Source organism: uncultured Limosilactobacillus sp. (assembly GCF_934202235.1).
Classification (GTDB): domain Bacteria; phylum Bacillota; class Bacilli; order Lactobacillales; family Lactobacillaceae; genus Limosilactobacillus.
Genome location: NZ_CAKPXS010000034.1, coordinates 1 through 18,724, shown reverse-complemented (window position 1 = coordinate 18,724; position 18,724 = coordinate 1). Strand labels below are relative to the sequence as shown.

General features: G+C 47.6%; 20 protein-coding genes and 1 pseudogene. 9 read left to right on the top strand and 12 right to left on the bottom strand.

Going from position 1 to position 18,724, the window contains the following annotated elements; all coding sequences use genetic code 11:
• The first annotated feature begins 88 nt into the window (after window positions 1–88).
• Window positions 89–340, top strand: a complete 252-nt coding sequence (locus tag Q0E49_RS05875) for a hypothetical protein (RefSeq protein WP_295747006.1) — start codon at window positions 89–91, stop codon at window positions 338–340.
• 280 nt (window positions 341–620) lie between these two features.
• On the opposite strand, the gene Q0E49_RS05870 is transcribed toward Q0E49_RS05875, so the two are convergent.
• From Q0E49_RS05870 to Q0E49_RS05845, 6 genes are all read right to left on the bottom strand, one after another.
• A complete protein-coding gene (locus tag Q0E49_RS05870) occupies window positions 621–1,274 on the bottom strand; it encodes a zinc ribbon domain-containing protein (protein ID WP_295747004.1) in 654 nt (217 codons plus the stop codon).
• Window positions 1,275–1,300: 26 nt separating this feature from the next.
• Entirely contained in the window at window positions 1,301–2,152 is an 852-nt protein-coding gene (locus Q0E49_RS05865) for a hypothetical protein (protein WP_295747002.1), read from the bottom strand.
• 16 nt (window positions 2,153–2,168) lie between these two features.
• Complete coding sequence (locus tag Q0E49_RS05860) at window positions 2,169–3,215, bottom strand: zinc ribbon domain-containing protein (RefSeq protein ID WP_295747001.1); 1,047 nt, start codon at window positions 3,213–3,215, stop codon at window positions 2,169–2,171.
• Between the two features lie 27 nt (window positions 3,216–3,242).
• Window positions 3,243–4,520 (bottom strand): hypothetical protein, encoded by a 1,278-nt coding sequence (locus tag Q0E49_RS05855; protein ID WP_295747000.1) that lies wholly within the window; start codon window positions 4,518–4,520, stop codon window positions 3,243–3,245.
• A gap of 107 nt (window positions 4,521–4,627) precedes the next feature.
• Window positions 4,628–5,713: a hypothetical protein gene (locus Q0E49_RS05850; RefSeq protein WP_295746999.1), complete on the bottom strand. Its 1,086-nt coding sequence runs from the start codon at window positions 5,711–5,713 to the stop codon at window positions 4,628–4,630.
• A 589-nt stretch (window positions 5,714–6,302) separates the two neighbouring features.
• Window positions 6,303–6,806, bottom strand: a complete 504-nt coding sequence (locus tag Q0E49_RS05845; protein WP_295746998.1) for a hypothetical protein — start codon at window positions 6,804–6,806, stop codon at window positions 6,303–6,305.
• 222 nt (window positions 6,807–7,028) lie between these two features.
• On the opposite strand from Q0E49_RS05845, the gene Q0E49_RS05840 reads away from it, so the two are divergent.
• Window positions 7,029–7,517, top strand: coding sequence for a prolyl-tRNA synthetase associated domain-containing protein (locus Q0E49_RS05840; protein ID WP_295746997.1), 489 nt, complete (start codon window positions 7,029–7,031; stop codon window positions 7,515–7,517).
• Window positions 7,518–7,714: 197 nt separating this feature from the next.
• The gene (locus Q0E49_RS05835; RefSeq protein ID WP_295746996.1) at window positions 7,715–8,368 is read left to right on the top strand and encodes a DUF6557 family protein; all 654 of its coding nucleotides are present in this window, start codon (window positions 7,715–7,717) and stop codon (window positions 8,366–8,368) included.
• An 80-nt stretch (window positions 8,369–8,448) separates the two neighbouring features.
• On the opposite strand, the gene Q0E49_RS05830 is transcribed toward Q0E49_RS05835, so the two are convergent.
• From Q0E49_RS05830 to msrA, 4 genes are all read right to left on the bottom strand, one after another.
• Window positions 8,449–9,615 carry a hypothetical protein gene (locus Q0E49_RS05830; protein ID WP_295746995.1) on the bottom strand — a complete coding sequence of 389 codons (1,167 nt, stop codon included), beginning with the start codon at window positions 9,613–9,615 and terminating at the stop codon, window positions 8,449–8,451.
• A gap of 147 nt (window positions 9,616–9,762) precedes the next feature.
• On the bottom strand, window positions 9,763–10,491 hold the full coding sequence (locus tag Q0E49_RS05825; RefSeq protein ID WP_295746994.1) for a phenylalanine--tRNA ligase beta subunit-related protein: 729 nt from the start codon (window positions 10,489–10,491) through the stop codon (window positions 9,763–9,765).
• Window positions 10,492–10,510: 19 nt separating this feature from the next.
• Window positions 10,511–10,963: a MarR family transcriptional regulator gene (locus Q0E49_RS05820; protein ID WP_295746993.1), complete on the bottom strand. Its 453-nt coding sequence runs from the start codon at window positions 10,961–10,963 to the stop codon at window positions 10,511–10,513.
• 56 nt (window positions 10,964–11,019) lie between these two features.
• Window positions 11,020–11,553, bottom strand: a complete 534-nt coding sequence (gene msrA, locus Q0E49_RS05815) for a peptide-methionine (S)-S-oxide reductase MsrA (RefSeq protein ID WP_295746992.1) — start codon at window positions 11,551–11,553, stop codon at window positions 11,020–11,022.
• A gap of 135 nt (window positions 11,554–11,688) precedes the next feature.
• On the opposite strand from msrA, the gene Q0E49_RS05810 reads away from it, so the two are divergent.
• The 5 genes and pseudogenes from Q0E49_RS05810 to Q0E49_RS05790 all read left to right on the top strand — a co-directional run bounded on the left by Q0E49_RS05810 (window position 11,689) and on the right by Q0E49_RS05790 (window position 16,388).
• Window positions 11,689–11,838, top strand: a complete 150-nt coding sequence (locus Q0E49_RS05810; RefSeq protein ID WP_295746991.1) for a hypothetical protein — start codon at window positions 11,689–11,691, stop codon at window positions 11,836–11,838.
• Between the two features lie 13 nt (window positions 11,839–11,851).
• Window positions 11,852–12,730 (top strand): fructokinase ScrK, encoded by an 879-nt coding sequence (gene scrK, locus Q0E49_RS05805; protein ID WP_295746990.1) that lies wholly within the window; start codon window positions 11,852–11,854, stop codon window positions 12,728–12,730.
• Window positions 12,731–13,114: 384 nt separating this feature from the next.
• On the top strand, window positions 13,115–14,254 hold the full coding sequence (locus Q0E49_RS05800) for a 5-methyltetrahydropteroyltriglutamate--homocysteine S-methyltransferase (protein ID WP_295746989.1): 1,140 nt from the start codon (window positions 13,115–13,117) through the stop codon (window positions 14,252–14,254).
• 19 nt (window positions 14,255–14,273) lie between these two features.
• On the top strand, window positions 14,274–15,020 hold the full coding sequence (locus Q0E49_RS05795) for a cyclase family protein (RefSeq protein WP_295746988.1): 747 nt from the start codon (window positions 14,274–14,276) through the stop codon (window positions 15,018–15,020).
• Between the two features lie 43 nt (window positions 15,021–15,063).
• Window positions 15,064–16,388 (top strand): annotated as a pseudogene (locus Q0E49_RS05790) (APC family permease).
• Between the two features lie 33 nt (window positions 16,389–16,421).
• On the opposite strand, the gene Q0E49_RS05785 reads toward Q0E49_RS05790, so the two are convergent.
• Together Q0E49_RS05785 and Q0E49_RS05780 are read right to left on the bottom strand one after the other, a co-directional pair.
• Complete coding sequence (locus Q0E49_RS05785) at window positions 16,422–17,261, bottom strand: metallophosphoesterase (RefSeq protein ID WP_295746987.1); 840 nt, start codon at window positions 17,259–17,261, stop codon at window positions 16,422–16,424.
• A complete protein-coding gene (locus tag Q0E49_RS05780; protein WP_295746986.1) occupies window positions 17,245–17,703 on the bottom strand; it encodes a nucleoside 2-deoxyribosyltransferase in 459 nt (152 codons plus the stop codon). The genes Q0E49_RS05785 and Q0E49_RS05780 overlap by 17 nt, the downstream gene beginning before the upstream one ends.
• Window positions 17,704–17,811: 108 nt before the next feature.
• Here Q0E49_RS05780 and Q0E49_RS05775 point away from each other — a divergent pair, with 108 nt between their 5' ends.
• A complete protein-coding gene (locus tag Q0E49_RS05775) occupies window positions 17,812–18,711 on the top strand; it encodes a GIY-YIG nuclease family protein (protein ID WP_295746985.1) in 900 nt (299 codons plus the stop codon).
• Window positions 18,712–18,724 lie beyond the last annotated feature (13 nt).

Genomic DNA, 18,724 nt, shown 5'->3' with positions numbered 1-18,724 from the left:
TATTGAACATAATAATCTAAAAAAGCCAAGTCAATACAGTCGCTAAGTACTGATATAACTTGACTTTAAGTAGAAAAGGAGCCATCACATGACCCAACAAAAAGCTAAAGCCATCATTTTCGCCGCGATTGGTGCCGTCTTGGTATTGTTTAGCAGTACTCTGATCAAAAACCAGATCGCCGCGTCAGTGCTTAATATTATTGGTAGTTTAGCCCTAATTGAATCACAACTGACCATCCCCCTGGACCGCCAAAATAAGGGCACCTTTTGGATTGCAGTAGTGGTGATCGTTATTTTCATCATCGAGATTATCCTGAGTCTGATTAAGCTGTCCCTCTAATGAATTTCAAAAGCTGTTTTTGAGCAAATGACACCCGACCTATCCAGCAAATAGGTCGGGTGTCTCGATAGTAAAACCCCACCGTTGACCTCTTGTGGCTAGCGATGGGGGTTCGTTATATAGGCAACTTAGAAGTCTCTCGACATCCAGAACGAAGCGTGGGCAAGGACGCGTTCACTACTGGAGATCAGGATGACCTCTTCTTTTTTATTTAACGGAAATCTTTGGATTATTCTCCAACCAAATAGGAAAGGAAGCTTATGGCACAGCCACTTTTTGATTAGGATTTGGTTTCTCCAATTTTAACAAATTTGACATGTGAATTCTTAGGTATATCAGCACCAATTGCAGATTCGTTGTTTTTGAATGTTGTTGTCAAGTGGGTTCTGTCAATATTGTTAACGGTGAGCTTGCGATGTTCATCCTCTGAAGTTCCGGGAACATAGTAATGCATATCAATAACCTTGTTGTTTTCAACATGGTATTTATACCTTGTCTGATCATCTTCCCAGTTCTTGGCTGCTTGCTTATAATCTTCGTTTTCAAAGGCAGTAGCTTCTTTTTTGGTGTCGACTAGTGCATATTGTCCATCTTTAGTAAAAATGAAATATCCAACGCCTCCTGTGATCTTCTTGCCATCATATTTAGTACTAATAGTGACCTTGTAAATCGAACCCGGAACTGCCTTCTTTAGACTTGGGTGCTGGTACTTCCACCATCCGAGCCAGCCTGCCATCAAAACGATCACAACGATGAGGAGACTGATGATCAATTTATGGTGCTGACGCTTTGGGGTGACATTATTGTGAGCTGTTTTCTTTTCAACGGATTCAGTTGTTTTGTTTGGCTTTGTGTCTTCAATCAGTTGTTTCCCACAATTTGGGCAGAACTTCGACTTCTTTTCTAGTTTATAACCGCAGTATTTACAATACATTTTTAAAATCCTTTTTCTGAAGTTTATTACTTGCGCATTGGCTTGACGTCTTCAACGTGGAACATCCCAGCAATTTGCCGAACTTTTCCTTGTTGTTTGGTGGTGTTGATGTATTTGATGATTGTGTTCAACTTGACCACTTTGAACGGATGCATATTGCCGTTAACGTAAAAGTAGACCTCGCCCTTCTTGTTAATCGTATAGAAGTATTCTTGGACGTTATCATTAATCGGTTTGAGTCCGTAAGCAATCCCACGGCCAGGGTGGGCGAGGTCCTTCTTGGTGACACGGGTCTGACTCAGATTAAAGCCGTTTTCCTGAAGACCCTTTTTTACGAAGCTTCCATTTTGAACATGGTCGTAGTAAATCAAGACCGCAGCGGCGGTTTGCATCGGCGTGATGGTGTCGTAGTGCAGGTCGTCCTTAGACATTGAATTAATTTGCTGCGATGACTCCTTAGTATCTAAGGAATGGTATTCACGGCTAACAATGTTCCAGATTGTGACTCCTTCACCGATCGAGTCCTGATCATCTCTCAGCTTCAAGTTTCCAGCGGGTGAGACCCGGTAAACCCGGAATTCCTGTTCACCACCTGCGGGGACTTTTTTCAAGATTTTAACAACAATCCGCTTGTGGCCCTTGGTCCACCAGGAGATTACGCGAAAATGTTGGTTGTCAATCGGAATCTTTTCGGTCCCATTTGGTGCTTGACCGTTGTTGGAAGTGTAGAAGTGCCACCAGGCCCAGCGTTCAGCCATTGGGCGGGTAATGCCGTGGATGTTGTATCCAGAGCCGGCATGAGCTGTCGTCACACTGGTGATGCCCACTAACGAGCAGATCACGATGATGGCGAGGAAAAATCTTTTAACGTATTTCATATAAATCACCTTTCTACTAACGAACATTATCATCAACGCTGCCGTCCTTTGAAGGAGTTTGGAAGAGAACCCCATCAATCTTGAGTGTTTTGATCCCAAAGCTGGCGTGTCCTTCAATCGAATCGCCAGGAAAGTAGCGTGGCAACGTTGTGTCGGGGTTGCCATAGGAATCCAAGAACTGTGGTGTCAGTTCTTGCTTGTACGTATACTTCTTGTGGTGTTTCTTATGGTGCTTTTTCTTAACCTTGACGGTTTCATACTTGTAAGCCCCGGTATCGGTCTCGTCCCAACTGATCCGGACCTTGCCACTGGCCGTGACGTCCCAGTTACCGACTGTCCGGTAATCGCTACTTTCACTATGGTCGTATGCTTTTTGGTCGTCATCCTGCCAGTAAGGGTTGATATTGACGCCCAAGGTGCCGTCACTGTTGAACTTGAGGAAGACGTGTGAGTACTTATTGCCACCGACATCCTTGGTAATTTGGTTTTGGCAGTCACCGCTGTCGGTATCTTGATCTTGTTTGTCCTTATAATACGAGTAACGCCAAATGGACCCGCTTAAGGTTTCCTTGGTGTAGGAAGCTCCCAGCTTACTGCTGGAAAGGGAAAAGCTGTGGTTGTGGTTGTAATTAAGGACGACACCCCCGATAGTGACTACTTCAATAATTGCAATCATAGCAATTGTTAGTTTCCGCGGTTTTTTGAGGTACTTGGCGAAAACGATAGCTAAGCCTAGCAAACTGGCACACAAGAAAAATGAAGCAAAGCGATAAGTGCTGGAGAGGTCGTCTGTAATGCTGGCCCCGAGTGCATTTTGGTAGTCGCCGCCAGTATAGGTATGGTGAATAATTGCTTGATAGTCCATGGTTGGGCTGATGACATACCACAGCGAGGCAATGAGGATAAGAACCAGGACGGCGAGCCCAACATACTTCAGCCAAGTTGGCCAATGTCGTTTGGTGCGGCGGATCTCCCTTAAATCATAGCCGCACTTTTCACAAAATTTATCGCCCTTATTGTACGGGTGCTGGCATTTTGGGCATTTGCGTTTTTTCTTGAACATTAAATTACTCCGTTAAATCGTTGGTTGTTAGAACCGCTCGGGATTCTTGTTGTCGTGGCGACGCGGGTGTTGAGTGCTCCAGAATGGGTGAGCCTCACGATAGTTTTCCTCTTCTTTCTTAGTCCGGAAGCCCTTTTCTTCCCAACGATGGTGTTCCTTTTGTTCTTGGGCAATGTCCTGGCTGGTCTGATGCAGTTCATTCAGCTGTGCATTTTGCAAGATGGATGAAGCGGCAACGGTCTTGCCGATGTTGGTTTGCTTATGAGTTTCATTCAGGTGTTTGCCCTGAAGAGTCGTTTGCTTCTTCATTTCACGGAGTTGTCGAGCAGAGAAACTGTTGCCCTTCCTTAATTCATCTAACTGAGCACTTGAGAGGACAGTCTGTTGCCGACGTTCGTCCAACTGGTCGTTTTGTAACCGCGTTTGAGCCCGAGCTTCGTCAAGGTTTTGACTAGCCAGGTCAGATTGTCGCCGTTGTTCGGATAATTCGGCTTCGTGAAGCCGTTGTTCTTCCCGGTTATGTTCTTCCTGTTCACGGTAGTGACGACGGCTTTCGTCAAACTGCTTTTCCTGGTGGTAGAGGTTGACACATTCTTTCCAGGAGTCGGCGCGGCCTTCTTGGAGGTAGTTAGAGAAAATCGTCAGAATTGTGGTTGATCGGAACTGTTGTGGGATCATCTTCAAACCATCGAGGTTGAGCTGTGCCAGTTGTGCCTTCGCCTCATCAGTTTGTTTTTGAGCGTTGGTAACGGCGTCGAGGTAACCAGCAGACTGTTTCCATTCCGCAACCGCGTCGTCAAACATCTTCTTCAGGAATGGCAGAGCAATTTGGTCCTGCTCGTTTTCGGCATTGTTGATCTTGGTTTGAACTTGGTCGATTTGTTTTTGGTATGTCGTGTATTTCTTAGTGACGTAAGCGCGGTAGGCAAAGAACCCTGCGAGGACTAAGAAGACTAGCTGGAAGAGGAATGGTAAGAAGCTGATCGTCACAAACATCAGGATTGCCATCACTACAGCCAGCACAACGTTGTTTTCAGTGTGACGATTTTCACCGCCCTGAAATTGGCTTTGCTGCTCGTAAATTTCGTCCTGCGTTTCATGAAGTAAGTCAATCTTTTGAGTGAGCAGGTCAAATTGCTTGGAGTCGTGGTGGGCTTTGAACTCGTCATAAAAGTGACTACTTAAAAAACCAGCATCTTGACCATTGAACATTTCGTTAATGGCGGTCGGCTCTTCGTTGTAGGTGTCGCAGAATTGGTGGACGACTTCCTCATAAGCGTCCTCGAAAAAGCGGTCGCTCTGCAAGATGTTCTCAAGGTCGTTCTTGGTGTTAATGGTATGAATTAGATCGGTGAAAAAGTCGGCCAGTTCTTACCGGTTCATATCAAATAAATCTTTCATTGGTATTCTCCTTAATTAACTTGTTCGGATCCAGCAGCGACGGTTTTGACATCGTTAACGGCGTGGTCCGCATTAATTTCGTCACAAATCTGTTGCCAGGAAGTACTGAGTAGCGGCTTAGTATATTCAGCAGGGTCATCACCGACAGCTTCAGGTGGGGTGGCTGATGGTATATAGAAGTAAACATTGTCGCCATCAGTAGTGTAAAACGGCAGCGCACCTGATCCAGAATTTTTGGGCATTAAACCAACCGGATGGGAACCGTTGTCGTAATCAGCGTTGATATCTGAAGAAAGACTGAGACCGTGATTTTGGAGTGCTGTGCTGAAGAAGCCCTTGGACTTGTCGACGTGCTTTTGCGCAACATAAGCCACAGCGGCCGCCTTGAGGTTGTCGTCCAAATCATCAGGTTTTAGACCAGCTGGTTTGGTGGCTTTCTTCGTAGATGAAGAATGAGCTGATGACTGCACTTGTGAAGTGGTACTGGATGATGAAGCAGCAGCCGGGGTTTTAGCTTGGTGAGCCTGTTGATAGAGGACAAAGCCGATCGTGGTGGCTAAGATCACAATAATTAAGACTAGAATGGCGATAATTCCCTGATGGTGCGAGTTATTCCGCTTCTGCCGGTCAGCGACAGTCTCACGAGTTGGCCGTGATTTGGCCGGCTCATCTTCAACTGGTGCAGACTGTCTGGAAGCCGCTTGCGTTGCCTCTGGCCGTTGCTTTGTTGGCTGATTGGTTGTCTTGTGAGGCAACTTAATCTTCAGTTCCCACGGATAGCGTTGGTTGCCGGAAACAAGCGGGTAAGTATATGTCGTAACCGCTAAAATAATTAGTAGGTAATAGCAAAGCTCGTGATGGGCGAAGATGAAGAGGAGTACTGCCAAGATCAAAATCACGATTTCGGTGATTAGGTTGGCCTTCATAAACTTCGCCACGGTTCGCCAGTTATCGGCAGATGGTTTCAACTTACTGCTGATGTTGTTTTTGGGATGTTGCTTGATGTCCTCCAGCTCTGATTTAAGTTGTTGATTTTCTTTTTCCAATTGTTTTTCCAACTTATCTTGATTTGAAGAGTGCTGGTGTTGTTCGCTCATGATGAACTCCTGTGATTAATTCATTGTTGTTGCTCAGAAAAAAACTCCGATAATCATATCGGAGACAGACAATTGAGAGCATGACAAACGATGTACAATCGACAGAATTTGCTAGTTAAAGCTCGATCTGAGATGACAATGGCAAGCTTTAAATTAATGTTATGTCTGCCTTGTCAGATGTTCAAAATTACACAAGTATTCTCCGCTCTCTTGTTTATTTTTTCTCCGCCAATAGTAACTAAAAAAGAACGAGTTAATGTTATCGTAAATCACCAAAATAAAATTCATTGAATGGTTTTATTTTGCATTGAACGGAAAAAATTCAAAAAAGCGCTTGGGGGACAATCATGATAGACGAGAGATTTTGCTTAGAATTAATACGATAGGAATATACAATAGTGAGTGAGGTAAAAAATGCTCAATGTTTATCTCTTAGAAGATAACCCTGCCGAATTATCATAAATTGAGAAATACATACGGGGGTGCTTGCCACAAGGTTAATACTCAGATAAATGTTCACACTTTCTCGATAGTAAAACCCACCGTTGACCACTTGTGACCAACGATGGGGTTCATAATATAAGGAAGCTTAGAAGTCTCTCGACATCCAGAACGAAGCGTCGGCAAGGATGCGTTCACTACTGGAGATCAGGATGACCTCTTCTTTTTTCTTTTTGTTTTCGGTGCATGGCTTAATTTGGGTAAACATGTTGTAGTTGGTGGTGTCACTACGGAAACTCCACGGCACCTGGATATCAATTGTTTGACCGTTGGTGTACTGCAGTGTCAACCAAGTGATATCATGGCAACTGGCCAGCCGGTCGCTGAGCCCCTCGGGCTGGCCATCCGGACCGATCGCAAAGGTTTGCTCCTGGTTAATTGCCTGGTAGTCAAAGGCGAGGACAACCGTTTCACAGGTGTAGATTTCTTTTATCCGGTAATCTTGGTCTGCAGGTGATGAGTAGATTTTCTTGTTGAAAGTCAGCTCCCGGTTGAGACCTGTGCAGTAAAAACGCCTAATGTATTTGGCGGGGATGTCGAAGTACTCAACATTTTCCGTTGTTAACCCAATCTTCTGTAACTCTTTTTCCATCATTTTTCCTCCTCGTAGTGAGAGTGATTTATGGGAAAAAGAAAAGAGCTCAACCTAATTGAGGGCGCACGATCCCCTTTCCCATATTCAAAAGGAAATATTAGGTTAAGCTCTTAATGAGTTACTAATTAGTATAAATATTCGGGACGGTTTGTCAATGGCGGTAAGAGTGGTGCTTGGTGAAGAGCATGATTATAATATGAGCAACAAGAGGTGTTAACAATGAATCCACAAGAAATCCTGACAATGCTTGACCACCAACAAATTAACTACCAAGTCGTCAACCATCCCGCCGTCTACACCGCGGCAGAAGCTGATCAGTACACAGCCGACTATCACTTTGCGCGAGCCAAAAACCTTTTCCTGCATGATAAGCACCATCTTTACCTGGTGATGATGAGGGATGACCAGCGATTGGAGATGAAAAAACTCCGGCGACAGTTGGCGGCTGGGCGGTTGTCCTTTGCTAGTGAGCAACAACTCACTGCCATCCTCGGGGTGACGACGGGGGCGGTGTCGCCCTTTAACTTGCTCAATGATGCTCAGCATCAGGTAAAAGTCGTTGTTGACCAGGGTTTATTTGCCGAAAGCTCACTGATCGGCTGCCATCCCAATACGAATACCCAGACGGTGATTCTAAAGATTAGCGATTTATTGGCCTTGATTAAGCAGTGGGGGAACCCGGTGGTACAGCTTTCACTCTCAAGGTAGTTGACTACTACCAAAATTAGTAAAAATACTAATTTGGTATCATTTTGATACCATTTTTCAATTTTTAGAACAAACATCAGCTAAAACTTGCTATCTGAAAACGCTGCCGGTATAATGTCATAGTCTTGCTTATTAATTAACCAGCCGGAGATGCTTGTTGATTGCAGTGAGAAAATCTATTGACATGAGGTAGAGAGATGAAGACAGTACAATCCTTTCTCCAACAGACAGATCCCCAGTTGCTAATTGATAATTACTTACTGAAGTATCCATTAGAGCTGGAGGACTTTGAGCCGACGAAGACGGTGGGCGAGGTGGAAGAGGAAGCTCGCCGGCAGCTCCTTGATTACTTGCAACAATTGAAAACGATGGAAGCGCGGGAAAATACCGACGGTTTGATTTTTTACGCCTACCACCACGTCGAAGAGCGGATTCCCGAACCGTCATTTGGCCTTTCGACGGTTAATGACCTGCTTGAAGAGGGTGCTGAAGCGCAGATGTTTAGTTTCACCTATACGCTGCAGGGCAACGTCATGGGCTTTTTCGTGGCAGAAAACCAGCTGACCAGGCACTACCTGACCGAATTGCTGGTGGAAATCATGCACGAACTGACTTTCTTCGGCTTCCAGCAGGAAAAATTACCGGCGGCGTACCAGCATTTGATTGACGAGGACCACCCATTGACCCCAGTAGAGGACCAGCAGCCACTCCCGGCCACTGACGAGTGGACCCCTGCGGAATTACGGATTGTCCAACAATTGCAGGCCTGGGAAAAGCAGCTTGCAACCGAGTCGCGGGCGGCGGTGATCGAAGAAATCGTGGACCAATTGGAAACTAAAACTGACTGGTAGACTATGCCTACCAGGATAACTGAAAAGGCGTCATCATCGACAATTGTTGCCGGTGGTGACGCCTTTTGATGTTGGTTATTTTACAGTTCTTCAGCGCTTTGTCCGTCGTCATCATCGGCCTTGCCAATTACCTTTTTGACGCGGTCGAGCGGGTAGGGAACTTCATTGGGCTGGTAGTAATTCTTAGCGGTGACTTCCACGACTTGCTGGTCATTGTCTTCGCTCACCGGAACCACCACGTAGTCGCCAACCTGGATAGAGTCATCATCAGTCAGGTAGTTGTACTCGTGATTGCTACGACCGAAGTTGACGCTCAGGTAGATGACATCAGAAGTCCGGCGGCGACGCTTGCCAAAGTAGTCGGCCGAGAGGAGAACACCGAGGACGGGGATGTCCATCATGTTATGTAAGACCTCCATCAACCCTGGCCAGTTTTCCGGCAGACTGTACTTTTCGTAGTCGCCACCAAAGCGGATCGGCTTCAGGTTTCGCTGGGTCAATGTACATGTAAAGTGGCCAAACTGACCGTTGTCATCCATGGCGTCGTCCGGCAAGCCCGGAATAGTCTCTGTAAAGTCGGCCTGGTTGAGGTTGTCGAGGATGGCAGAAACGTTGTCCGGTAAATGGTAGGTGGTGGTAATATCGGTACCCATTGATTCCCAGCGCTGATAGGTAATGGCTTCGTCATTCCGCGAGAGGGTTAGTTTTTCACCATAGTTGTCATCGGCGATAAAAGTCATCGTCAGTTGCTCGATAAAGTCATCGCGACCGCGACCATCCATCACTAGCAGGTCAGCACGGTTCAGCTGGTCACGAATCTTCATTGATAGCCGACCAATTGCTAGTGGTTCGGTATCATCAAAGTCGACGAAAACAAAGTGTTCGCCCGCGTCATTTTGGATGTCCACGTATCGGTTCGGGTAATCTTCGTCATCATCAGCTAACCGTCCGCAGTAGTTGAGAGTCGAGACCAGGTCGTGGAGGATTTGCGGCGCTTCTTCAGCTGCCATCTGCAGCTCCTCAGCTGCTTGACCGTCAATGGGCCGCCGACGATGCTGGTTGAACACGAAGGCCTGGCTTTGACAGTGACCATTCTCGTTGATAATTAGTTGCTGGCCCCACTTGCCACCGGGCACTTGCGGGTCGTGCCAGGGCATGTAGGGGTTGCCAAACCAGATAGTGGCCCTTACCACGTGGCCGTATTTTTGTTTGGAATCGGGAATTTTTTCTGCGGTTACTGGATTCATTGGTGAGCCTCCTTTACGAAAGTCAATGATTCTATTATAGCAGTTATCATGTGCTGGCAAAGCGGTTTGGTGGGAGGATATGACATTATTGAAATGAAACAAAAACACGGCTCCTCGTGGGAGTCGTGTTAGCTAATTATTACCACATTACTGCAATTCTTTAGGTACCACCGCGGCTGGCTGGTCCTTGGTGAGGTGGAAAACCTGGCTTTGCTTGGCCGTGAAGTAATGGTTGATGAGCTGGCTGAGTTCTGCCATGGCCTGGTTAGCCCGCTCAATTTGTGCCGGGGCGACGGCTTCCATGACCGCGACAATGTTGGTGGAATCTTCAGTCAGCATGGTTCGCTGGGCATCACGCCAGTTGAGGCAACGGCAAACGGCGCCTTGGTCATCATAGTAGGCCACTTCGCCATCAAGTGTCGGTTCATCTTTGTCCGCCCCCACGGGCTGGAATGATAGGCCTGCCTTAACTTGACCCAGGTGCATGTCGCCAGCAATCTTTTCCCGGTCCTCAATACCGACCGGGACGCCGTAGGTCAGCGAGACGCTGTTGTAGACGTCGACTAGCGGGTCAATGGGGCTGAACTCTCGCCCCTGGTTAGCACGCTTGAGAAGCGCTTCGATGGATGAACGGGCGCCCTTTTTCTTCTTAAACTGTTGAAATGCCTTCCGCCACTGGGCAACGACTGGGTTAAGGCGAAAGGTATCGTTGGTCAGAAATTCCCCAGCTGCCGCCGTTGCGTTCTTCAGTAACTCCTGGCGCTCCGCCAGATTGGCATCACTACTGTGGTTGTCGATCCCGTTGACGTAAAGGATATTGACCTGGGCATCAGGAAAGAGCTGCCAAAAACTGTCGTCAATCACTACTTGTTGCATTATCCAAGCCTCCAGATGATTAATACTTCCGCTTACCACCGCGTTTGACAAAGTTCCAATCACCGTCAATATTGTGGCGGACCCTGACGAGGTAGTCATGCAACTGTTGAGCTTCTTCTTCAGAAAAGCCCTGGAGTCCCACCGCGTTGGAATGTTCATTTTCCCGGATAATAAACGGGTAGATGGCTTTTCCTTTGTCGGTAACGTACAGGTGCTTGATTTTCTTGTTGTGTGGGTCATGCTTGCGTTCAATAAAGCCGTGGTTCTCTAGCTTTTTGACGGCACGGGCGATGGTTGAGCGGTCAACCTTGATCAAATTTGATAACTGCTCCGAAATAATCCCCGGGTGTTCGTAAATTCGGACCACGTAGAGGTATTGACCGCGTGCCAGCTCAAGCTCCTTAAACTCGATGTTGGAGATGGAATCTAGTGCGCGGTTAATCATTCCAATTTCGCGTAAGATATCAACCATGATCGTTCTCCTTGTATTCTACGTCTGTTTTATTGCAAATGCAATAAAACTGTCAACTATTTTTTGCGGTTAAACTGTGCTTGGTACTTGGCCCGGCCGCCGGCTTCTTCAAGTTGGTAGCGCAGCGGATTCTTCTTGTAGAAGTCTTGGTGGTAATCTTCTGCCGGGTAAAAGGGCTTGGCTGGTTCAATCTTGGTCACAATCGGCTCGCTAAAACGGCCAGAATCAGCAAGGGCCTGCCGAGATTGTTCAGCGACCCGTTTTTGCTCGGGTGAGTTATAGTAGATTACCGGCCGGTACTGGTCACCGCGGTCCTGGAACTGGCCCATCGCATCTGTGGGGTCGGCGACGGTCCAGTAGGTTTCCACGAGCTTTTTGTAAGGGAAGACTTGCGGATCAAAAGTGATCTTGACGGCCTCGGTGTGACCAGTTTTCCCGGTACAGACTTGTTCATAGGTCGGGTGAGGGACGTGGCCGCCGGTGTACCCGCTAACGACTTTTTTGATCCCTGGGAGGGTATCAAAGGGTTGAACCATGCACCAGAAACAACCACCAGCAAAAATTGCGGTTTGAAGTTGTTGTTCGCTCATCAGTATCCACTCCTTTACTGCTTCTTGTAAAAATACTCTGTCGTTATTTTATCACGCGTTTTTTTCAGCCATCAGAAAAAAGCTTAAACCGGTCGGCAAAAAGGGTAAAATATGGTTGGAGAAGGAGGAAGAAAATTGAAGTGGCAAACAGCGTGGAATTACTTGATGGTCGGGTACTGGGCAATCGTCCTGGTCTTGACCCTGATGAATAAGATGATGCTATCGATGGACTTGATGGCATTCGGGATGTTAGCCATGGCGGTTGTGGCTGTGGCCCGAAAGTAAAGGAGGACGTTTCATGTTACTCGGCAGTATTGAAGCTGGTGGGACGAAGTTTGTCTGCGCCGTCGGCAATAAGGATTATCAGGTCCAGGATTCGGCGATCTTTAAAACCACGACGCCTGAAGACACGATCGGCCAGTGTCTTGAATGGTTTGACCAGTACAGAGATGAGCTGGCGGCCATTGGGGTGGCTTCCTTTGGCCCAATTGAAATCCGGCAGAATTCACCGCGGTACGGCTTTATTACTAATACTCCCAAAAAACACTGGGCGGACACTGATTTTGTGGGACCGCTGAAGAAGCACTTTGACCTGCCGATTTCTTGGACCACTGACGTCAATAGTTCAGCCTATGGTGAATATGTTTTAGCGACCCTCTTTAACCAACGAGTTAATTCACTGGTCTACTACACCATCGGGACTGGTGTGGGGGCTGGTGAAATTGTTAACGGTCACTTTGTTGGTGAACTGGGTCACCCCGAGGTAGGGCACATCCGGGTCAAGCGCCACCCTGACGACCGCGACTTTGCTGGGATTTGCCCCTACCACGGTGATTGCTTGGAAGGGCTGGTTAGTGGGCCGACTTTTCCGGCACGCCTAGGCATTAGTGGCCGGCAAGTGCCGCTGACTAACCACGTTTGGGATATTATGGCCTATTATGTTGCCCAGGCAGCACTTGATTCTACGCTGATGTTCAGACCCGATAAGATTGTCTTTGGCGGTGGCGTAGTCAGTGAACCATTCTTGAAGAAAGTTCGCCGCGAATTTCAAAAATTACTGAATGACTACGTCGACGTGGGCAACGTTGACGAATATTTGACGATGCCGCTGGCAAAGAATAATGGGTCGGCCACGATTGGCAACTTTGCCCTGGCACTCAAAGAGATGAACGAATAAGAAAACTAGCAAAATTAAAATTTGCTGTTGACAACATTAGAAAATGATTATAAGATACTGACAATCAATTTGATAACCGCGATGAAGAGATGAGTAATCACTAGGAACCTTCTCCAGAGAACTGCGAGTGGTGAGAGGCAGTGTTGGTTTCGGTGATGAAGATGGTCTTGGAGCGATGGAAGCCGTGAGCGTTAGCAAGCGGCTGACGGGTTGGTGCACGTTATCGCACCTGGGTATTCTGCGGAGTACCTGTGAAGGGTTTAGTCGTGAGATTAAACCGAAATAGGGTGGTAACACGCTATTGACGTCTGTCAGTATTCGTCCCTAGAGCTAATCATAAGGTTGGCTCTAGGGATTTTTTTGTTCATGAAAGGAGTCATTACAATGACTGAATTTACTAAGAGAACCACTTCACCATTCCGTTTTGATATTGTTGGTAGTTTCCTTCGTCCACAGCAATTAAAAGCTGCCCGGGCAAAGTACCAGGCAGGGCAGCTCAGCAGACATGAACTGACGAAGGTTGAAGATAGTGTCATTATTGACCTAATTAAGAAGGAAGAAGCAGCGGGATTGCATGCCGTTACCGACGGCGAATTTCGCCGCAGCTGGTGGCACCTCGACTTTATTTGGGGACTGCACGGGATCGATCAAGCGGCTGCTAAAGCGGGCTACGGTTTCCATGACGAAACAACCCGTGCAGAAACCGCCAAGGTTAGTGGCAAGGTTAGCGGGGAACACCATCCATTTGTGAATCACTTTAAATTTACCCGCGACCACGTTTCGGCGGGAACACAGGTCAAGCAGACAATTCCGTCGCCGGCTCAGGCCTTTTTCGAGTTTTTACGACCAGAAAACATTCTGACCGTTAAGGAGCACTACCCGTCATTTGACGACTTCGCCGCTGACTTAGTTGCTGCTTACCGGCAAGTCGTCGCCGATCTTTATGCAGCTGGTTGTCGCACCCTCCAATTGGATGATTGTACTTGGTCAACCTATGCTGACTTTGCTCAACACCCCGAACACATTCAAACGGCCGGGTTTGATGTCCAACAGCTAGAAAAGTTGGAAAGACAATCTGTTGAGCTTAATAACGCCGTCATTGATGACCAACCTGCCGACTTAGTAATTAATACCCATGATTGCCGGGGAAACTACCATTCAACGTGGGCAGCCACTGGTGGCTACGGCCCGGTTGCTGACCCGCTCTTTACTAAGGAGGACGTGACCGCCTTCTATCTGGAATACGATTCGGACCGGGCAGGCGGCTTTGAGCCACTGGCGGCAGTGCCAGATGATAAGTATGTTGTTCTTGGGTTGGTTACCTCCAAGAATGGTCAATTGGAAGACCGTCAGGCAATCATTAAGCGAATCCACGAAGCGGCCCAGTTTCATCCGCTCGATAAGCTTTGCTTGAGTCCACAATGTGGCTTTGCGTCGACTGAAGAGGGCAATGTTCTGACCGAAGACCAGCAGTGGGCCAAGATTGCATTAATTAAGGACATTGCGAATGAAGTTTGGGGTTAATTAGGGAAAGGTGATTAAGATGACAGAAAAGACAACTTCACAAACACAGCAACTGGTAACGGCACTGAAGAACAAGCACTGGGTCGACTTGACCCATACCTTTGGACCAGCTAGTCCACGCTTCCCATCATTTCAGCCGGCAAAGTTTGAGACTATTTTTACTCACGCCGACGGTTTCTTCGTCAAGGAGTATACATTTCCCGGGCAATATGGGACGCACATTGACCCGCCAGTGCACTTTGACAAGGATGATGACCGTTACGTGGAAGACTTGCCACTTAAGGACCTGGTCTTACCGCTGGTAGTGATTGACCACCACGTAGCAGCTGCGAAAAATCCAGATTCCAGTTTGACCGTCAAAGACGTTCAGGCGTGGGAAAAGAAGCACGGGGCTATTCCAGCCGGATCGTTTGTTGCCTTGCGGACTGATTGGAGTAAGCGCTGGCCGTCCCAGGAGAAGTTTGAAAACAAGGATGCCAATGGACAGAATCACTACCCTGGTTGGTCATTAGAAGCGCTCAAATACATTTACGAAACCCGTCACGCCACCGCCAATGGGCACGAAACCTTTGATACGGATACGGCGACTGAACAGGAGGACGGACTGGTCGGTGAATACTACGTCTTGTCGCATGGTCACTACCAGGTAGAATTGTTGGATAACCTCGACCAGGTACCGGCAACCGGAGCGGTGATTAACATTTCCGTTGCTAAGCCAGAAAAGGCTCCCGGTTTTCCGGTTCGGGCTTACGCAATCTTTGACTAGTTAAGAGGTATGCACGTCCGTCTTGACAGAGAGAAGGAATAATATGGAAGAAGTTGAATCAGACACGCTTAAACGGTCCCTTTCTACTCGGGACCTAATTATCTATGGGGTGATTTTCATGATCCCGGTAGCCCCGGTGGCTTTCTATGGCTCATTTTTACAGCCAGCTAACGGAATGGTGGCCTTAGCCTACCTGGTGGGGATGATTGCCATGCTCTTTACTGGTTTTAGCTACGCGACAATGAGTCATCGCTACCCTTATTCCGGCTCTGTTTATACCTATGTTCAACAGGGCACTACTCCAGCACTCGGGTTTCTTGGCGGATGGGGGATCTGTTTGGATTATTTGCTGATTCCTACCATTACCTACTTAATTAGTGCCTCCTTTGGGCATGAACTACTCCCGAGAGTGCCTTCCTGTGTCTGGATTGTTTTCATTGCCGCCTTTAATACTATCGTCAACTTGCTGGGCGTTGACTTCGTTTCTCGGCTAAGTTGGGTGTTGTTTGGATTGCAGGCAGCGGTATTAGCCGCCTTTATCTTTCTGACTATCCGTTTGACAGTCCAGGGGGCGATTCACCCAACCGTCACCGCGTTTTATAACCCAACGCATTTTAATTTTTCCGGGGTTTTGCAGGCAACTGGTATTGTGATTGTTTCTTACCTTGGTTTTGATGCAATTAGTACGTTAGCTGAAGAGGCAACAGAGCCGCGACAATCCGTCGGCCGGGCAATCATCGGTGCAATTGTGGGGATTGGGTTACTGTTTGTCATTACCACCTGGCTTGCTGGTTGGGTAGCTCCACACTATTTGTCGTTGAATCCAGCTACTGCTTTTTCTCAAATTCTTAATCGGGTGGGTGGCCCTGTGCTCAGTCGTTTGACTGATATTGTGGTGGTCTTGTCATTTGGCCTAGCAGGTGGTCAAGAAGGGCAGACAGCGGTCTCTCGTATTCTCTTTGCCATGGGACGTGACGGGATTTTGCCGCATCAGCTCGCCCGTTTGCATAAAAAAACCGGACACCATGGGTTGCGATTGTTTTGGTGGGAGTTCTATCCTTAGTGTTGTCACTGACCTTGACGCAGGAAACCGTTTCTAACTTAGTAAGTTTCGGCGCTCTTTTTGGCTTTCTTCTCTTGAATTTGAGTGTTATTTATCGTTTTTACATTCGAGGAGAGAAGAGATTGGTATCGACTATCAAGTACCTTTTTTCACCATTGATTGGTTTTACGGTTAGCTTGTGGATTTTTCTGAGTTTAGCACCGGCGGCTAAAATAGTTGGCGGCTTGTGGCTACTAGCCGGCTTGGCAATCTTAATGGTTAAAACGAGGGGCTTTCGGCAACCGACGCCACGGTTGGAAATATAAAAAAGGGAGGCAACCAACAGAGGCTGCCTCCTTTTATAGTTCAATTGTTTTTAACGTCAGTTGCCACTGATCAAAAAAGTTATCCGTTTGCCATTCATTAATTCGTTTATTCCGGACACCAACCGCCTGGTGATAGTAGTCTACCCCGTGACGGGAGAATGTGGGGTGTTGACCGTGCAGGTGACCATAAAAGACTTTCTTGACGACGCCTGATCGTTCCACGAGCCCTCCCAGACGTTTGCTGCCAGTCATTGCCCGGAACATTTGGTAAAAATAACGTTGTCGCGGAGAAATGAGATTGGCGGGCGGTTGCCCAAGTGCCTCCACGGCTGGTGCGAAGTGAGTCAGTAAGATGACCTTCTTACCAGCTAATTTGGCCGCTTGTAATTGCTTGTCCACTTCCTGGAGCACATTAGCCATCCGCTGCTGATCACTCAGCGGTTGGTCAATAATGCTATCAAGCCAGTAGGCCCTCTTCCATTGGGCGACCCTTTGGGGCTGGTTGGCGTAAGACGAAAAAGAGTAATCATACCAGCCGTTATTGCCGATAACCCGCCAGTCTGTTCCCGCGAGGTCAACAAAACGACGATGGAGATAGGCTGGATCAGAACACTCTTCCACGAGAGCGTAAGGTGCGTGCTTTAAGAGGTCGTGGTTGCCGGCAATATAGTAAACACGAGTCTGCTGTCCTAGCAATGCTTGCAGCCTGGTAAAGTAGGCACGGGTTTGCTGGAAATCATTGAACAGGTCACCAGCAAACAAGTAACTATCAACCTGGTGGTCAAGCAACCAGTGACCTTGAAAATTTAGCGCCTGGTTGACGTCCACCTGGTTGACATCAAGGTGGTTGTCACTGCTAATGGCGATCTTCATTTGGTTGGTCCATTTCCCGGGAAATATGCTGCAGTTGCTGACTGAGAATCCGCTTAGCGTCATCAAGAGTTGAGTAATAATTGATGTTGGTGAAAAAGGCGGTCCCATTGATCATCGCTGATAAGCGGTTTGGCCCCTGTCGATGAAGGATAATGACTGGGATTTCAAGCCGTTCAGCATAACCTAATTCGTAACCAACGCCGAGACTGGGCTGGGTGGTTTCGGCGACGACCAGGTCGGCTTCCTTGAGGAGTTTCACGTCGCGGTCACGGATCTGCTGGTCAGACAACTGCTCTTCGCTAGTACTAGTGAGGTGTTTGGCACCAATGTGTTCAGTTAAGACCTGTTGGTGCTTGTTCATGACCAGGAAATTGATGAGCTGCTGGTAGAGTTGCCGATCTTGGCGGCCACCACGGATTGCCGCAGCAAAGTAAATTTTCATAGTGAAGTCACTCCTTTGGCATCATTATACAACTGCTAAAGATCTTAATGGGACCACCAAAGGTGAGATTTGTTATGATAGAGGGAGTATGAAGTAGGAGAATTGACAATGACACAAATGAATAGTTTTTCGCTGGATGTTCAACACCGCTTAAAAAATTATGTCTACGCCCTGGTTGACCCGCGGCCTGACCAGGACCACCATTGCCAGGGAACCATTTTTTATATTGGCAGGGGTGTTGGGAATCGCGTTTTTGACCATGAAAAAGAAGCACACCAAGGCGTAGCTAATGGTGAGTACGCCAAACTGCAACGGATTTTAGCCATTGAAAAGGCCGGTTATCGCGTTCAGCGGATGATTATTTCTTGGGGTTTGACGAATGATGAAGCAATAGTGGTTGAGGGCGCGCTGATCGACTTTTTGAAGATCATTGACCTGCAAAACTATGGCGGCATCTTTCTTAACCGGATGGCTGGCTACCATAATGACGACCAGGACCAGGCCAGCTTGCCGTATGAGACGGTTGAAGAGATTAATGCCCGGTTGGCGATGCCTGAGGTGTCGCTGAAAGCGCTCTGCGACCAGCATATTGGCTTGATTACCCTGGGGACGACCAAGGACACCCAAGACGCAGCCAATTACCAGTTGTTGGGGAGTGCTGCTTTCAATTCCGACAAGGTAGCGCGGCGTTCCTTTGGTAACTGGGTAATTGGTCAAAATGTCGATAAGCTTAAGTACCTGTTAGTCGTGACTCACGGAGATTATGTGATTGTTGGCGCCTTTCGTATTCTCAAGCCTGGCAACATTATTGACAATCCCCACAAGTATCAGCGCCGGCGGATCTACTGGCGCGATTCACCGACGAACAAGGATCAGCCATTAGCCACAAACGACTATGTTCAACCTGTCACAGAAATTAACGGTATCAAGGTGGGACCAAACATGCGGTTAGGCGATGTGTGGTTCCGTGCCCAGCAATCCGGGCTTAATATCGTCGATAATAAGTAAGTACCAACTGTGA

What these genes read in the sequence shown, in the direction of transcription:
- Q0E49_RS05875 (WP_295747006.1), top strand. Translation starts at nt 89, where the DNA reads ATGACCCAACAAAAAGCTAAAGCCATCATTTTCGCCGCGATTGGTGCC.
- Q0E49_RS05870 (WP_295747004.1), bottom strand. Translation starts at nt 1,274, where the DNA reads ATGTATTGTAAATACTGCGGTTATAAACTAGAAAAGAAGTCGAAGTTC.
- Q0E49_RS05865 (WP_295747002.1), bottom strand. Translation starts at nt 2,152, where the DNA reads ATGAAATACGTTAAAAGATTTTTCCTCGCCATCATCGTGATCTGCTCG.
- Q0E49_RS05860 (WP_295747001.1), bottom strand. Translation starts at nt 3,215, where the DNA reads ATGTTCAAGAAAAAACGCAAATGCCCAAAATGCCAGCACCCGTACAAT.
- Q0E49_RS05850 (WP_295746999.1), bottom strand. Translation starts at nt 5,713, where the DNA reads ATGAGCGAACAACACCAGCACTCTTCAAATCAAGATAAGTTGGAAAAA.
- Q0E49_RS05845 (WP_295746998.1), bottom strand. Translation starts at nt 6,806, where the DNA reads ATGGAAAAAGAGTTACAGAAGATTGGGTTAACAACGGAAAATGTTGAG.
- Q0E49_RS05840 (WP_295746997.1), top strand. Translation starts at nt 7,029, where the DNA reads ATGAATCCACAAGAAATCCTGACAATGCTTGACCACCAACAAATTAAC.
- Q0E49_RS05835 (WP_295746996.1), top strand. Translation starts at nt 7,715, where the DNA reads ATGAAGACAGTACAATCCTTTCTCCAACAGACAGATCCCCAGTTGCTA.
- Q0E49_RS05830 (WP_295746995.1), bottom strand. Translation starts at nt 9,615, where the DNA reads ATGAATCCAGTAACCGCAGAAAAAATTCCCGATTCCAAACAAAAATAC.
- Q0E49_RS05825 (WP_295746994.1), bottom strand. Translation starts at nt 10,491, where the DNA reads ATGCAACAAGTAGTGATTGACGACAGTTTTTGGCAGCTCTTTCCTGAT.
- Q0E49_RS05820 (WP_295746993.1), bottom strand. Translation starts at nt 10,963, where the DNA reads ATGGTTGATATCTTACGCGAAATTGGAATGATTAACCGCGCACTAGAT.
- msrA (WP_295746992.1), bottom strand. Translation starts at nt 11,553, where the DNA reads ATGAGCGAACAACAACTTCAAACCGCAATTTTTGCTGGTGGTTGTTTC.
- scrK (WP_295746990.1), top strand. Translation starts at nt 11,852, where the DNA reads ATGTTACTCGGCAGTATTGAAGCTGGTGGGACGAAGTTTGTCTGCGCC.
- Q0E49_RS05800 (WP_295746989.1), top strand. Translation starts at nt 13,115, where the DNA reads ATGACTGAATTTACTAAGAGAACCACTTCACCATTCCGTTTTGATATT.
- Q0E49_RS05795 (WP_295746988.1), top strand. Translation starts at nt 14,274, where the DNA reads ATGACAGAAAAGACAACTTCACAAACACAGCAACTGGTAACGGCACTG.
- Q0E49_RS05785 (WP_295746987.1), bottom strand. Translation starts at nt 17,261, where the DNA reads ATGAAGATCGCCATTAGCAGTGACAACCACCTTGATGTCAACCAGGTG.
- Q0E49_RS05780 (WP_295746986.1), bottom strand. Translation starts at nt 17,703, where the DNA reads ATGAAAATTTACTTTGCTGCGGCAATCCGTGGTGGCCGCCAAGATCGG.
- Q0E49_RS05775 (WP_295746985.1), top strand. Translation starts at nt 17,812, where the DNA reads ATGACACAAATGAATAGTTTTTCGCTGGATGTTCAACACCGCTTAAAA.